Origin of the sequence: Anaeromyxobacter sp. Fw109-5, from assembly GCF_000017505.1 — a bacterium.
In the GTDB taxonomy this organism is placed as follows: Bacteria; Myxococcota; Myxococcia; order Myxococcales; family Anaeromyxobacteraceae; genus Anaeromyxobacter.
In genome coordinates, this window is the sequence record NC_009675.1 from 1,600,463 (window position 1) to 1,613,731 (window position 13,269).

General features: G+C 73.4%; 12 protein-coding genes and 1 tRNA gene. 10 read left to right on the plus strand and 3 right to left on the minus strand.

Going from position 1 to position 13,269, the window contains the following annotated elements; genetic code table 11:
• Positions 1 to 34: 34 nt before the first annotated feature.
• The 6 genes from hemB (at position 35) to ANAE109_RS25490 (ending at position 5,637) form a co-directional block, all read left to right on the plus strand.
• Positions 35 to 1,060, plus strand: a complete 1,026-nt coding sequence (gene hemB / locus ANAE109_RS07205; protein ID WP_011985728.1) for a porphobilinogen synthase — start codon at positions 35 to 37, stop codon at positions 1,058 to 1,060.
• The gene (locus ANAE109_RS07210; protein WP_011985729.1) at positions 1,057 to 1,269 is read left to right on the plus strand and encodes a hypothetical protein; all 213 of its coding nucleotides are present in this window, start codon (positions 1,057 to 1,059) and stop codon (positions 1,267 to 1,269) included. The genes hemB and ANAE109_RS07210 overlap by 4 nt, the downstream gene beginning before the upstream one ends.
• Before the next feature lie 3 nt (positions 1,270 to 1,272).
• Entirely contained in the window at positions 1,273 to 1,812 is a 540-nt protein-coding gene (locus tag ANAE109_RS07215; protein ID WP_011985730.1) for an RDD family protein, read from the plus strand.
• Between the two features lie 45 nt (positions 1,813 to 1,857).
• The gene (locus ANAE109_RS07220) at positions 1,858 to 4,053 is read left to right on the plus strand and encodes an ATP-grasp domain-containing protein (RefSeq protein WP_011985731.1); all 2,196 of its coding nucleotides are present in this window, start codon (positions 1,858 to 1,860) and stop codon (positions 4,051 to 4,053) included.
• Positions 4,054 to 4,060: 7 nt separating this feature from the next.
• Positions 4,061 to 5,452: a P1 family peptidase gene (locus ANAE109_RS07225; protein WP_011985732.1), complete on the plus strand. Its 1,392-nt coding sequence runs from the start codon at positions 4,061 to 4,063 to the stop codon at positions 5,450 to 5,452.
• A gap of 83 nt (positions 5,453 to 5,535) precedes the next feature.
• The gene (locus ANAE109_RS25490; protein ID WP_200860888.1) at positions 5,536 to 5,637 is read left to right on the plus strand and encodes an aminopeptidase; all 102 of its coding nucleotides are present in this window, start codon (positions 5,536 to 5,538) and stop codon (positions 5,635 to 5,637) included.
• A 96-nt stretch (positions 5,638 to 5,733) separates the two neighbouring features.
• Here the strand turns inward: ANAE109_RS25490 and ANAE109_RS25240 are convergent, their stop codons facing one another.
• Positions 5,734 to 6,207 (minus strand): hypothetical protein, encoded by a 474-nt coding sequence (locus ANAE109_RS25240; RefSeq protein WP_158305875.1) that lies wholly within the window; start codon positions 6,205 to 6,207, stop codon positions 5,734 to 5,736.
• Positions 6,208 to 7,154: 947 nt separating this feature from the next.
• Between ANAE109_RS25240 and ANAE109_RS07235 the strand changes: the two genes are divergently transcribed.
• From ANAE109_RS07235 to ANAE109_RS07250, 4 genes are all read left to right on the plus strand, one after another.
• On the plus strand, positions 7,155 to 7,433 hold the full coding sequence (locus ANAE109_RS07235; RefSeq protein WP_011985734.1) for a hypothetical protein: 279 nt from the start codon (positions 7,155 to 7,157) through the stop codon (positions 7,431 to 7,433).
• A gap of 9 nt (positions 7,434 to 7,442) precedes the next feature.
• Positions 7,443 to 7,518 (plus strand) — tRNA-Ala (locus ANAE109_RS07240).
• 563 nt (positions 7,519 to 8,081) lie between these two features.
• Entirely contained in the window at positions 8,082 to 9,050 is a 969-nt protein-coding gene (locus ANAE109_RS07245; RefSeq protein WP_011985735.1) for an endo alpha-1,4 polygalactosaminidase, read from the plus strand.
• A gap of 632 nt (positions 9,051 to 9,682) precedes the next feature.
• Positions 9,683 to 10,444, plus strand: coding sequence for an endo alpha-1,4 polygalactosaminidase (locus tag ANAE109_RS07250; protein WP_011985736.1), 762 nt, complete (start codon positions 9,683 to 9,685; stop codon positions 10,442 to 10,444).
• Positions 10,445 to 10,540: 96 nt separating this feature from the next.
• Here ANAE109_RS07250 and ANAE109_RS07255 read toward each other — a convergent pair whose 3' ends face one another.
• Both ANAE109_RS07255 and ANAE109_RS07260 read right to left on the minus strand, forming a co-directional pair.
• Positions 10,541 to 11,917 (minus strand): glycosyltransferase family 4 protein, encoded by a 1,377-nt coding sequence (locus ANAE109_RS07255; protein ID WP_143827920.1) that lies wholly within the window; start codon positions 11,915 to 11,917, stop codon positions 10,541 to 10,543.
• A complete protein-coding gene (locus ANAE109_RS07260; protein WP_234945264.1) occupies positions 11,863 to 13,134 on the minus strand; it encodes a glycosyltransferase family 4 protein in 1,272 nt (423 codons plus the stop codon). The genes ANAE109_RS07255 and ANAE109_RS07260 overlap by 55 nt, the downstream gene beginning before the upstream one ends.
• Between the last annotated feature and the right edge of the window lie 135 nt (positions 13,135 to 13,269).

Here is a 13,269-nt window from a genome sequence, read left to right on the forward strand (position 1 = left end):
TGTCGAAACCCGCCGTCTGCGATAGAAAAACGCCATGCCCTTCCCCCAGGACCGCCCCCGCCGCATGCGCCGCAACGAGGTGCTGCGCAGCCTCGTCCGCGAGACGATCCTCGCGCCGGACGACCTCGTCTGGCCGCTGTTCGTCCTCCCGGGCAAGCGCGTGCGCAACCCCGTCAAGTCCATGCCGGGCGTCTTCCAGCTCTCGGTGGACGAGCTCGTCGCGGAGGCGCAGGCCGGCTACGAGGCGGGCGTCCGCTCGGTGATCCTGTTCGGGATCCCGGAGCACAAGGACGAGATCGGCAGCGGCGCGTACGACGAGGACGGCATCGTCCCGCAGGCGATCCGCGCGCTGAAGGCGCAGGTCCCGGGCCTCGTCGTGATGACCGACGTGTGCATGTGCGAGTACACCGACCACGGCCACTGCGGCATCCTCAAGGCGCCGCGGGCCGGCGGTCCCGGCCAGGACCTCGGGGTCGACAACGACGCGACCCTGCCGCTGCTCGCGAAGGAGGCGGTCGCGCACGCCAAGGCCGGCGCGGACATCGTCGCCCCCTCCGACATGATGGACGGCCGGGTGGCCGCGATCCGGAAGGGGCTCGACGCCGAGGGGTACGGGGACGTGCCCGTCCTGTCGTACGCGGCGAAGTTCGCGGGCGCGTTCTACGGTCCGTTCCGCGACGCGGCCGAGAGCGCGCCGCGCGAGGGCGCCGGCATCCCGAAGGACCGCAAGGGCTACCAGATGGATCCCGGCAACTGGCGGGAGGCGCTGCGGGAGGTCGCCCTCGACGTGGCCGAGGGCGCCGACATGGTGATGGTGAAGCCCGCCGTCCCGTACCTCGACATCGTGCGGCTCGTCCGCGATCGGTTCGAGCTCCCGGTGGCCGCGTACCACGTCTCCGGTGAGTACGCGATGATCAAGGCCGCCGCGGAGCGGGGCTGGATCGACGAGGCGCGCGTCGTGCTCGAGACGCTGCTCTGCTGCCGCCGCGCGGGCGCCGACCTCGTCCTCACCTACTACGCGAAGGAGGCGGCCGGCCTCCTCACGGGGAAGCGGCGGTGACGCCGGGGGCGCTCCGGGGCGTCGAGCCGGGCGGGACGGCCTCCTACAAGGTCGTCGAGGTCTCGCCCGTCGGCGAGGAGAGCCTGGAGGGCGCCCTGAACCGCTGGACGAAGGAGGGCTTCGCCTTCGAGTCCGTGCACTTCGTCATGCGCGAGGGCTCGCACCGGCCGGCGATGGCGTACCTGTTCTTCGTGCGGGGGAGCTCCTAGCGGATGCGCGACGCGCGGCGAGAGGGCAGCCCTTACCCGAAGGCGGACCTGTCGCTCCGCGGCCTGGCGCGGCTCGCCGACTTCACGCTCGCGCTGGTGCTCGCCCAGACCTCGCCGCAGGTGGGGCCGCTCCTCGCGGCGCTCTACCTGCTCGTGGCCGACGGGCTCCTCTCCGGCCAGTCCATCGGCAAGAAGATCTTCGGCGTGCGCACCGTCGTCGTGCCGCGCCGGGCGCCGGCCGGCTACCGCGAGTCGATGCTCCGCAACGCGCCCTTCGCGCTGGTGGCGATCTTCTACGCCGTGCCGCTGCTCTGGCCGGTGCTCTTCGTGGCCGGCGTGCCGATCGTCGCCTTCGAGGCGTACATGATCTACACCGACCGCCTCGGCGTCCGGATCGGGGACATCTTCGCCGACACGCAGGTCGTGGACGGCAAGGTGCTCGCGAAGGGGGACGCGGTCGCGCCCGATCTCGCCGCCACGCCCGCGCCGCCCGGTCCGTCGGCGAGCGCGACGCGGGGCGGCGCCGCGCGCTCCGCGGCCTAGACGTCGCCCGCGTCCCACGCCCCGCCGCCCAGGAGCCGGCCCACGATGCGCATCGCGCTCACGCACAACCTCCGGCTGTCCGACTCCGAGGAGGAGGCCGAGTTCGACACCCGCGAGACGGTCGACGCCCTGGCCGCCGCCCTCGAGCGGCTCGGCCACCGCGTGGAGCGCCTCGAGGTCTCCGGGCCCGCGTCCCGCACCGTCGCGCGCCTCGAGGCGTTCGGGCCGGACCTCATCTTCAACACCGCGGAGGGCCGCCGCGGGCGCTTCCGCGAGGCCTTCTTCCCGGCGCTGTTCGACGAGCTCGGGATGCCGTACACCGGCTCCGACGCCTACGCGCTCGCGCTCACGCTCGACAAGCAGCTCACGAAGCTCGTGCTCGCCCAGCACGGCGTCGCCACGCCCCGCTGGCAGTACGTGGAGGAGGCGCGCCAGCTCCAGCCCAACGCGCTCCGCTACCCGGTCATCGTGAAGCCGAACTTCGAGGGGAGCTCGAAGGGGATCACCCAGGACTCGGTGGTCGAGGACTCGCTCCGCCTGCACGAGGTGGTGCGCGAGGCGCTGCGCCGTTACCCCGCCGGCCTGCTCGTGGAGGAGTTCATCGTCGGGCGCGACGTGACGGTGCCGTACCTGGAGGCGGCGGCGCCGGAGCGCCACGGCGTCCTCCAGCCGGTGGAGTACGTCATCGACGAGGCCGCCGCGGCGACCCGCCGCTACGCCATCTACGACTACGAGCTCAAGACGAAGCTCGACCGCTACGTCTCCGTCCGGGCGCCGGCGAAGCTGAAGCGGAGCCAGGCCGAGCGCATCCAGCAGCTCTGCGAGACGGTGTACCGCCAGCTCGGCATCCGCGACCTGGGCCGCATCGACCTGCGCCTCGGCGAGGACGGCGCCATCTACTTCCTCGAGATCAACGCGCTGCCCTCGCTCGAGCCCGGCGCCGGCATCTACGCCTCCGCGGCGCTGGAGGGGCTCCACGCCGACGCCGTGCTCGGCGCGGTGATCGAGAGCGCCACGCGCCGCTTCAACATCGCCGAGCCGCGCGGGCGGCGGGGCCGGCCGAAGCGCACCGAGCGGCTCAAGGTCGGGTTCACCTTCAACGTGAAGCGGGTCAACCCCGAGCCGACGGGCGAGGGCGACGAGGAGGCCGAGTACGACTCGCCCAAGACGCTCCAGGCGATCCGCGAGGCCATCGCGAGCTACGGCCACGAGGTGGTGGACCTCGAGGCCACCACCGAGCTCCCCTTCGTGCTGGCCGCGACGCCGGTGGACGTCGTCTTCAACATCGCCGAGGGCTTCCGTGGCCGGAACCGCGAGTCGGCGGTGCCCGCCCTGCTCGAGCTGCTCGACATCCCGTACACCGGGTCCGATCCCGCCGCGCTCTCCGTCTCGCTCGACAAGGCGCTCGCGAAGCGAATGGTCCGGACCCACGGCGTGCTCACGCCCGACTACGCGGTCATGCACACCGGCAAGGAGCGGCTGCCGCGGGAGCTCTCGTTCCCGCTCCTCGTGAAGCCGGTCGCCGAGGGCACCTCGAAGGGCGTCACGAAGAAGTCCATCGTCCGCGACGAGCTGGAGCTGCGAGAGGTGGCGCGCGAGCTCATCGCCAAGTACCGGCAGCCCGCGCTCGTGGAGGCCTACGTCGCCGGGCGCGAGTTCACCGTCGGGCTCCTCGGCGAGCGACGCCCTCGCGTGCTGCCGCCGATGGAGATCGTCTTCCTCGACGCGAGCGATCCCACCCCGATCTACTCGTTCGAGATGAAGCAGGACTGGAACGACAAGATCCGCTACGAGGTGCCCGCCAGGCTCTCGCCCAGGGAGCTCGACCGCCTCGAGCGGGCCGCGCGCGAGTGCTTCACGGCGCTCGGCTGCCGCGACATCGCCCGCGTCGACTTCCGCATGGACGCCGAGGGCCGGATCTACTTCATCGAGTGCAACCCGCTGCCGGGCCTCGCGCCGGGGTGGTCGGACCTCGTGCTCATCGCGCAGGCGGCGGGCATCGAGTACCGGGCGCTCATCGGCGAGATCCTCGCCTTCGCGATCCGCCGGTACCAGGAGCGCGAGCGCGAGCGGGAGCGCGCGCGCCGCGCCCAGGCGGCCGCGGAGCGGGAGGCGCTGGAGCGCGCGGCGGCGGAGCGGGCCGCGCCGGCGCCGGCGCCGGCGCCCGCGGGCCCCGCGGCGGGCGCGAACGGACCGGAGAGGCCTTCCGGGACCTCCGGGGACGGCGCGCCCCCCGTATAATCGGGCGATGCCCGACGACCGTGCCACGAACGAGCCTCGCCGCCGCGCGCGCGAGCTGGGGATCCCGCTCGGCCGGTACAAGCCCGGCCGCTGGAACGCCATCACCGACGTGGCGGGCGTGAAGGTGGGCCACGCGACGATCATCCGCGGCGCGGCCGGTCCGCTGAAGGTGGGCAAGGGACCGGTCCGCACCGGCGTCACCGCCATCCTCCCGAACCCGGCGAACGTGTTCGAGGAGCGGGTGGTGGGGGGCGGCTTCATCCTCAACGGCGCCGGCGAGGTCTCGGGCATGACGCAGCTGCTCGAGTGGGGGCTCATCGAGACCCCGATCTTCCTCACCAACACCCTCTCGGTCGGGGCGGTCTCGGACGCGGCCGTGAAGTGGATGGTGGACCGGTTCCCCGGGATCGGCCACGAGCACGACGTCATCATCCCGCTCGTCGGCGAGTGCGACGACTCCTGGCTGAACGACATCGCCGGGCGCCACGTGAAGGAGGAGCACGTCTCCGAGGCGCTCCGCACCGCGAGCGACGGGCCGGTCGCGGAGGGGAGCGTCGGTGGCGGCACGGGCATGATCACCTGCGACTTCAAGGCGGGGATCGGCACCTCGAGCCGCAAGCTCCCGGAGGCGCTCGGCGGCTACACCGTGGGCGTGCTGGTGATGTCGAACTTCGGCGTGATGCGGCAGCTCAGGGTGGGCGGGCTGCCGGTGGGCGAGGTGCTCGAGGGGCGCTACCAGTCGGTCCCGCGCCGCACCCAGAACTACGGCTCCATCATCGCGGTCATCGCGACCGACGCGCCGCTCATCACCCACCAGCTCAACCGCATCGCGAAGCGCGCCGCGCTCGGCATCGGCCGCGTCGGCTCGACCGCGATGCACGGCTCCGGCGAGATCGTCCTCGCGTTCTCGACGGCCAACAAGGTGCCGCGCGAGACGCGCAAGATGGTCTACCGCGTGAAGATCCTGCTCGACCAGCGGCTCGACCCCCTGTACGAGGCGGTCATCGAGGCGACGGAGGAGGCGATCCTCAACTCCCTGTGCATGGCGCGCGACCTCGAAGGCGCGAACGGGCACGTGTCCCGGGCGCTGCCGCTGAGCGACGTGAAGGAGCTCGTCGAGCACTGGCTCTCCCGCGAGGGGCGGGAGCCCGCCCCGGCGGCCCCGCGGGCCGGGGACTTCCCCGCGTCGCGCCCCAGGAGCCCTGCCGCCCCGGCTCGCCCGAGCGCGGTGCGCGGCGCCGAGGGCATGCCGCGACCGGCGCGGACCCCCGGCGCTCCCCCGGCGACGCGCATCGATCGGAATGACGCGCGCAGCGACTCCCAGGAGGCGAAGGCGGAGGCGGCGGGAGGGGAGGGCGCCCCTCGCCCGGACGGCCGCGCGCCCGGCGACGGCGATTAGCGCCCCTGGCGCGGAGGGCCCCGGCGTGCGATACACCGTCGCCGCAGGATCTTCTCGCGATCGAGACGACTCACGGAGGAAGCATGGCCAACTCGAAGAGCAAGCACATGCGGATGAAGAGCGAGCGGCGCCAGAAGTGGAAGGCCCGCAAGAGGCGCCAGAAGGCCGCCAAGGCGAAGAAGTAGCGCTCCACGCGCACGGCCGGAAGCTGCGCGAACGGCGGGACGGCTCGTAGCGGCCGTGCCCGCCGCTTTCGTTCGGGCCGCCCGGCGGACGCGCCCTCAGAACAGCAACGAGAGCCCCAGCTCCGGGCCGGAGTAGCGGAGCTGAGGCCCGTCCTCCGGGTCGCCGGACACGTCGATCGCGCGCCAGCCCGCCGCGAAGCCGAACGGGCCGGCGTGGAGCACCGCCGCCGCCCGGGTGTCGGCCACCGGCACCGGCAGCGGCGTCACGCGCACGTGCCCCTCGAACCCGAGCGGCCCGACGAGGCGCGTGTGGCCGGAGACCCCCAGGCTCGGTCCCACGGCGACCGTCCCCGCGTAGGGCTGTCCGGCGAGCGCGTCCGAGTCCGGCATGTACAGCATCGACGCCCCGCCCTCGAGCCGGATGCGGTAGCGCTGCGTGGCGAGGAGCGACCAGGTCGCGTGCGCGGTGCCCCAGCCGACGATGGGCTCCTCGTCCACCGGCACTCCGCGAAGCTCGTCCGCTCCGATCCCGCCGACGCTGCCCTGGAACCCGAACCGCCGTCCGTCCACGCCGATCGCGAACGCTCCGGCGCCGGCCCCGCTGTAGGCGCCACCCTGGAACGAGATGACGGTGGCGCCCGGCGCGGGCGGCGCGGCGGCCCGAGGGGCGGACGCGGCCGGCTGAGGCGGCGCGTGAGGCGGAGACGGTGCGTACGGCCCGTAGTATCCGTACGGCGGGTAATCCCGGTAGTACGGGTCCCAGGGATAGTAGGAGGAGTAGCCCAGACCCCAGCCAAGCCCGAACCCGACCCCGAAGCCGAACCCCCAGTACGGATAGTACGGATAGTAAGAATACGGATAGTGCGAGTACGGGTAGTAGGGGAAGCCGTGGTGGGGGTAGCCGTAGTACGGACCGTACCGGACGCTCCCCGGGGCGGGCGCGGGCCGGACGCCGGCGGCGCCGGCGCGAGGCGTCGGAGCGGGCCTCACTGCCCCGGAAGGCCGCGGAGCCGGGGCGCCCTGCCTGGACGGCGCGGCTCGGGCCGAAGGCGCGGGCGCGGCGCGCACCGATGGAGAAGGGGCGCGGGCCGCCGGTGCAGGCGCGGGTCGCGCGGGCGCTGACGCGGCGAGGGCGCGGGCGGGGTACGGGCGAGCGGACGCCGGATCGGCTGCCGCCGGGACGGCGGGACTGGCGATGACCCCGACGGCCGCCAGGGCGATCAGCGCGCGCATGAAGGACCTCCTAGACGAGCAGCTAGCATCAGGGGTGCCACGCAGAGGTGTCGGGACGCTCGCCCCGCTCCTCGTGGATCTAGCGAACTCCGGGCCGGGCCGCCCTCGCGCGACGCGCGCGGGTGACCTCGCGCCGCACGGGCGTGAATCGACGCGTCGCCGGGCGGCCTCGTGGGCGGCCCCCTCGCCACGCCCGCCGCGGCTCACGACGTCCTTGACGCCGCCCTCGCGCTCGCGCTAATCACTGCCCTCCCTCGCGGTCACCAGGGCCGCGCGGGCGAGAGGTGCAGCCGGTAAAGTTCTTCGAGACCCTGCGAGATCGGATCGTCCTCCGCTCGCAGATCGGGAAGCGGAAGCTGGATCGTTCCGCCACCCGTCGGGAGCTGGACCAGGCCTCTCGGGAGCTCGGCGAGCGCTTCGCGGCGCTCGCGCGCATCGGGAAGGCAGAGGTTCCCGGCGAGCTCTCGGTGTTCCTGGACGCGGTGCGACTCCTCGAGGAGAAGCTCGTGGTGCAGGAGAGGGAGATCGCGGAGCTGGAGGGAGAGTCTCCGCGGCGAAAATAGAAGACCTATGGGCCCGTGGCGCAGCTGGGAGCGCGTCTGAATGGCATTCAGAAGGTCACCGGTTCGATCCCGGTCGGGTCCACCAGCAAAGGCGTAAATATCGAAGGGGCTACGGGAAACCGTGGCCCCTTCTTCTTTTTGTCGGCGTCCCGTCTGCTCCGATGCCCTGCCCGCGATCCGTCGCGCGGCTCGGAGCCGGCACCGGGCGAGAACGGGCCGGGGTTCCTCGCCGGTCCTCTCCCACTGCTCCTCGAGGCGAAGGGCTGACGCGCCGTCGCGCTGCGCGCATCGCTGGGATCCGCTCGCACTGAGCGGGGCAGCGTCCCCGGCGCCGTCCGTCAACGTCCTCCGTACCCGAATTCTCCACGGACGTGCAGGCGCCTTCTGAGACGACGTCCCTCCGTGCCCACGCTCGCTCGGGTGGAGGGGCGGGCGACCAGCGCGTGAAGCTCAACTCCAGCTGAGAAAAAACGAGCGACCGAGCGCGGTGTGCGCGCTCGATGACGCACGTCGGCATCGGTGAGCGGACGGGGGTGCACGCACCATCCACACCCCCTCCTCCTCACCCCTGCCCACCTGCCTGTGGGAAATGCGGTCGGTAGCCCTCCCGTTCCATCGCCGAAACCCGGAACGGAAGGAGCCGACCTGTTGAGAAAGCCCGCCATCCTCGCCGCAGTGCTCTCGCTCACCTCTCTCGCCAGCGCGTGCGGAGGGGGCGCCTCCTCGTGCCCCGACGACGACGTGACCTGTGCGGCCGCGGCTGGCCCTGTCGTGGGCGCCGCGGTCGGGGACGATCCCGCCGCGGGCGGTAGCCCTGAGGGGGGCAGCACGACCTTCCGCGGCGACGGCTCGCCGACGCCGTCGTTCGGAGGCTGGGCGTGGGGCGACGTGCCGGCGGACGCGGTCGCGCGCGCCGGCTTCGACTGGTTCGAGACCGGCTACCCCGGCGACGTTCGGACGAACGAGGTCCTCACGCAGGCGGGCGTGCGCCCCTTCGCGTACGTCAACCTGGGCGAGCTGCACGACGACCTGCGCGACGAGTCGGGGTACAGCGGCGAGATCCTGCGGACGAACGGCGACTGGGGGACGCACCTCATCGACGTGACGCACCCCTCGTGGCAGGACTGGCTCGTCCGTCGCGCGGACGAGGCCTATCGCTCCGGCTCCAGGGGGATCAAGTGGGACGTGGCGACGCCCGACGTGCCGCCCGGCAAGACGCGCGCGGACGTGAACGACGCGATCGCGTCGGTGATGCAGCGGATCCTCGACCAGCACCCCGACATGAAGTTCATCTTCAACCAGGGGTGCGAGTTCGCCCTCGCGTATCCGCAGCTCGTCCACGGCGTCGAGACCGAGGGCCTCTTCTCCGCCTCGAGCTATCCCGAGGCGTACCTCGAGCCGTGGCAGGACCCGTTCTACTGGGGCCCGCAGTTCGAGCAGCTGAAGACGCTCCGCGAGCGCGGCATCCCGGTCTTCGTCGCGGAGTACGCCGACCCCTTCAGCCAGGAGGCGCGCGCGCTCCACGACGCCATCGCGGCGCAGGGCTTCGTCCCGTACATCACGAGCGAGCGCTGGGACATCCGCGGCCGCGGCTACCAGATCGAGCCCGGCTGGTGACGAACGCGTGAGACGGGTCGTCAGGCGCTCCCTGCGGCCCGTCGAGCCCTGGCGAGGGTCCGCGCCTGCGCTGACGGTGACTGGCGGCGGCGCTCCGGCGCTCCAGAACGGGTGGAGAGCTTCTCTGCACCCGAGATCTCCACGGGCGTGTCGTCGCCCGGGGTGAGGGCGCGATCCCGTGCGCGCGCCTGCTCCCATGCCGAGGCGGGGGCCCTGCGCAGCTCCGTCAATGTTCGCTGGAGGAAAACGGGCGACCGAGCGCGGTGTGCGCACGGGGCGTCAAGGTAGGCGCAGGTAGGCTTCACTGTTCGCGTAACGCATGGAAGCCTACTCCGGATCACGTTTGTCCACCTCTTGGTGGGAAATGTGGTCGGAGCACCTTCCGTTCCGTCGCAGAACCCGGAAACGGAAGGAGCACGCCTCTGACTCGACAGCCAGCCGTCCTCGCCACAGCGGTCTCGCTCGTCTCGATCGCCGCCGCCGCGTGCGGTGGCGGTTCCCAGCAACCCTCCGCGTGCGGTGACGGCGCCGCGTGCCCCCCCGCCGCCAGCGACCTCGCCGGCGCCTCCACCGCCGCCGAGGGCGGCTCGCAGGCCGCGCTCGAGGCGACGTTCCGAGGCGACGGCTCCACGATGCCGTCGTTCGGCGGCTGGGCCGGGGCCGACCTGCCGGCGGAGGCCGTCGCCCGCGCGGGCTTCGAGTGGTTCGAGACCGGCTATCCCGGTGACTCGCGGACGAACGAGGTCCTCGCGAACGCGGGGGTGCGCCCCTTCGCGTACATCAACCTGGGCGAGCTGAAGGACGACGTGTGGGCGGCGGCGGAGTACGGCGGAGAGATCCTGCGGACGAACTCCGCATGGGGGACGCACCTCGTCGACGTGACGCACCCGTCGTGGCAGGACTGGCTCGTCCGCCGCGCCGACGAGGCGTATCGCTCCGGCTCCCGCGGCATCAAGTGGGACGTCGGGACGCCCGACGTGCCACCCGGCAAGACGCGCGAGGACGTGAACGCCGCCATGGCGTCGGTGATGCAACGGATCCTCGACCAGCACCCCGACCTGAAGTTCCTCTTCAACCAGGCCTTCGAGTTCGCCCTCGCGTATCCGCACCTCGTCCACGGCATCGAGACCGAGGGGCTCTTCTCGGCCAGGAGCTTTCCCGCCGCGTACCTTCAGCCGTGGGAGGACCCGTGGTACTGGGGGCCGCAGTTCCACCAGCTGAAGGCGCTGCAGGCCCTCGGGATCCCCGTCATCGTCGCGGAGTACGCCGACCCCTCCAGCCAGGAGGCGCGCGAGCTGTACGACGCCATCGCGGCGGAGGGTTTCGTCCCGTACATCACGAGCGAGGAGTGGAACGTCCGCGGCTGGGGCTACGACGTGCCGCCCGGCTGGTGAGCCGCGTCGGGCCCCGCTCCCCGAGGCGAGCTGGCCGTCCAGGGCCTCCCGGCGGCCCGCCGGCGCTCACGCGGAGGGCGGCTCCGCGGCGCCGCCCTACGCACCGGGGGTCAGGGTGCGGGGGCGCTTCGGCTCCGCCCGAGCGCCGCTGCGCGGCGCGAGCGGGATGGGCTGCGCGCGGGCGCCCCCGGCGCCGTTCCGCCGTCTCGCGCTCCGCGCCGACCCTCCGCCGATGAACTCCGAGAACCTCTCGAGCAGCAGCGCCCCGTTCCGCTCGAGGGTGAACTCGCGCAGCACTGCGCGCCGGCCGGCGAGCGCCAGCCTGCGCGCGAGCGCCGGGTCCTCGACGAGCCGCTGGATCGCGTCGGCGAGCCCCGCCGCGTCGCGCTGCTCCACGAGCAGCCCTGTCTTCCCATCCCGCACGAGCTCCGGGATGCCCGAGACGCGCGTCGAGACGACCGGGCAGGCCATCGCCATCGCCTCCATCAGCGCCACGGGGATGCCGTCCATCATCCCCGCTCCGGTCACGACGCTCGGGTGGACGACCACGTCGGCGGCGCCGAGGAGCTCGCGCACCTTGTCCTGCGGCATCGCCCCGAGGAGCTCCACCTGCTCGAGCTGCAGCGCCGCGAGCTGGCGCTGGAGCGCGGCGCGCTCGGGCCCGTCGCCCACCAGGACGCAGCGGAACGCGACGCCGCGGTCGCGCAGCAGCGCGCAGGCGTCCAGGAGGTGGCGGTGGCCCTTGTAGTCGCGCAGCCCGGCGACGCAGGCGATGATCGGCGGGCCCTGCCGCACCGGCTGGGGGCGCGGCTGGAAGCGCGTCGGGTCCACGCCGCAGCGGATGACGGTGGTCTTGGCCGCCGCCTCCTCGCCATACAGATCGCGCAGGAAGGCGCGGTTGTACTCGGAGATCGTGACGACGAAGCGCGCCTCCCGGACCTTCTCGTCGAGCATGGCGCGGTCGAGGTACAGGTCGTGCGCGTGGGCGGTGAAGCTGTAGCCCGTGCCGGTGAGCTCCTTCACCACGAGCGCCGCGAGGGCGGGGTGCGTCGCCCAGTGGGCGTGGACGTGCGCGTGGCCTCCCGCCTCGACCTCGCGCGCGATGAACGCCGCCCGCGGCACCACCACCGCCGCGCGGGCGAGGAACCCGGGGGAGCGCAGGTTCCCGCGCAGGGCGCGGGCCCAGGCGCGCAGGTAGGCGATCGGTCGCCTCCTGAGCCAGTGCAGCTGCGCGGCGACGACCTCGCCCGAGAGCCCGCGGTGGTAGCGCGTCCGGGCCACCATCTCCTCGGCGCCCGGATGGCGTGGCCCGGGCGCGGCGCCCAGCAGCGGGTAGACGTCGATGTCCAGCCCCTGGCGCCGGAGCTCGAGCAGCTCGTGCAGGATGAAGGTCTCGGTCGGCGCCGGGAACCAGGACATCAGGTACGCGACGCGCCCGCGGCGCGCCTTCGGCTTCGGCTCGGTGTCGGGCATCGGCTCTCTGCTCCCCCGCCGGCCGCCGGCTCGTTCCGGCGAAGCCGCGAGTAGACCTCCAGGAAGGTGTCGGCGACGCGATCGAGCCCATAGCGGGCGGCGACCTCGTCGCGCGCGGCCCGCGCCCGCTCGCGCGCGTCCGGCTCGCGCAGGGCCTCGAGCAGTCCCGCCGCCAGCGCGTCCGGGCGCTCGGGGGGCACGAGCCGGCCGGTCACTCCGTCGCGCAGCACCTCGACCGAGCCGCCCACCGCGGTCGCCACGGCGGGCACCCCGCACGCCATCGCCTCGAGCAGCGCGACCGGCATCCCCTCGGTGCGCGACGGCAGCACCGCCGCGTCCGCGGCCCGCACGAAGGGCGCCACGTCGGGGGCGGCGCCGGGGAGGGCGACGGAGTCGGCGACGCCGGTCCGGCGCGCGGCCTCCTCGAGGCGCGCGCGCTCCGTCCCCTCGCCGAGCAGCCACAGCCGGGCCGCGGGGAGCCGCGCGACGACCGCCGGCCACGCCGCGAGGAGCAGGTCCACGCCCTTCTCCGGCGCCAGCCGTCCGGTGTAGACGACGAGCGGTCCCGGGGGGAGGCCGAGCGCCCGGCGGAGCGCGCCGCGCTCGTCCGGATCGGCAGGCCGGAAGCGATCGAGCTCCACGCCGTTCGGGATCGTGAGGATGCGCTCCTCCGGGACCCCGGCTCCGCGCAGCTCGGCGTGGATCGGTCCGCTGATGGCGACGAAGGCGTCCGCCCGAGCCACCGTCGCGCGCAGCCGCAGCCGGCCGAGGGCCGTCGACGAGAGGACTCCCACGTCGCCGATGGTCCCGCAGGCGTGCGGGTTCAGCAGGACGGGCGTCCCGGCGAGCGCCTTGACGAGGAGGGCCGCCGACGAGGGCGACAGGAGCTGGTGCGCGTGGACCACGTCCACGCGGGGCGTGAGCGACGCCACGAGGCGCGCCGCGCCGGCGACGTACGCCAGCGTCGCGAGCGGCCCGGACGAGCCCGGCGGAGCCCCCACGCGGTGCACGTGAAGGCGCCCCTCGACGGCGTGGAGCGGATGGCCAGCCGCGCGGCGGGTCACGACGTGCACCTCCGCGCCCTTCGCCGCGAGCGCGCGGGACAGCGAGAACGTGTGGCTCTGGATGCCGCCGACGGACGGCGGATAGAGGGCGGTCAGCATGGCCACCCGGACGATCGGGCGCGCCGAGCTCCCCGCGCCGGTCGCGTCGGTCACGGCCCCGCCGGGCGCTGCGCAAAGCTCGGCTCGAAGCATCGGTCTCCCTGTCGAGGTGAACGCTCGTCTGCTGACGCCGTGAAAGGAAGGACCATCTTCGGGAAGGGCGGGTCGTGCACGGCGTGCCGAGATTCG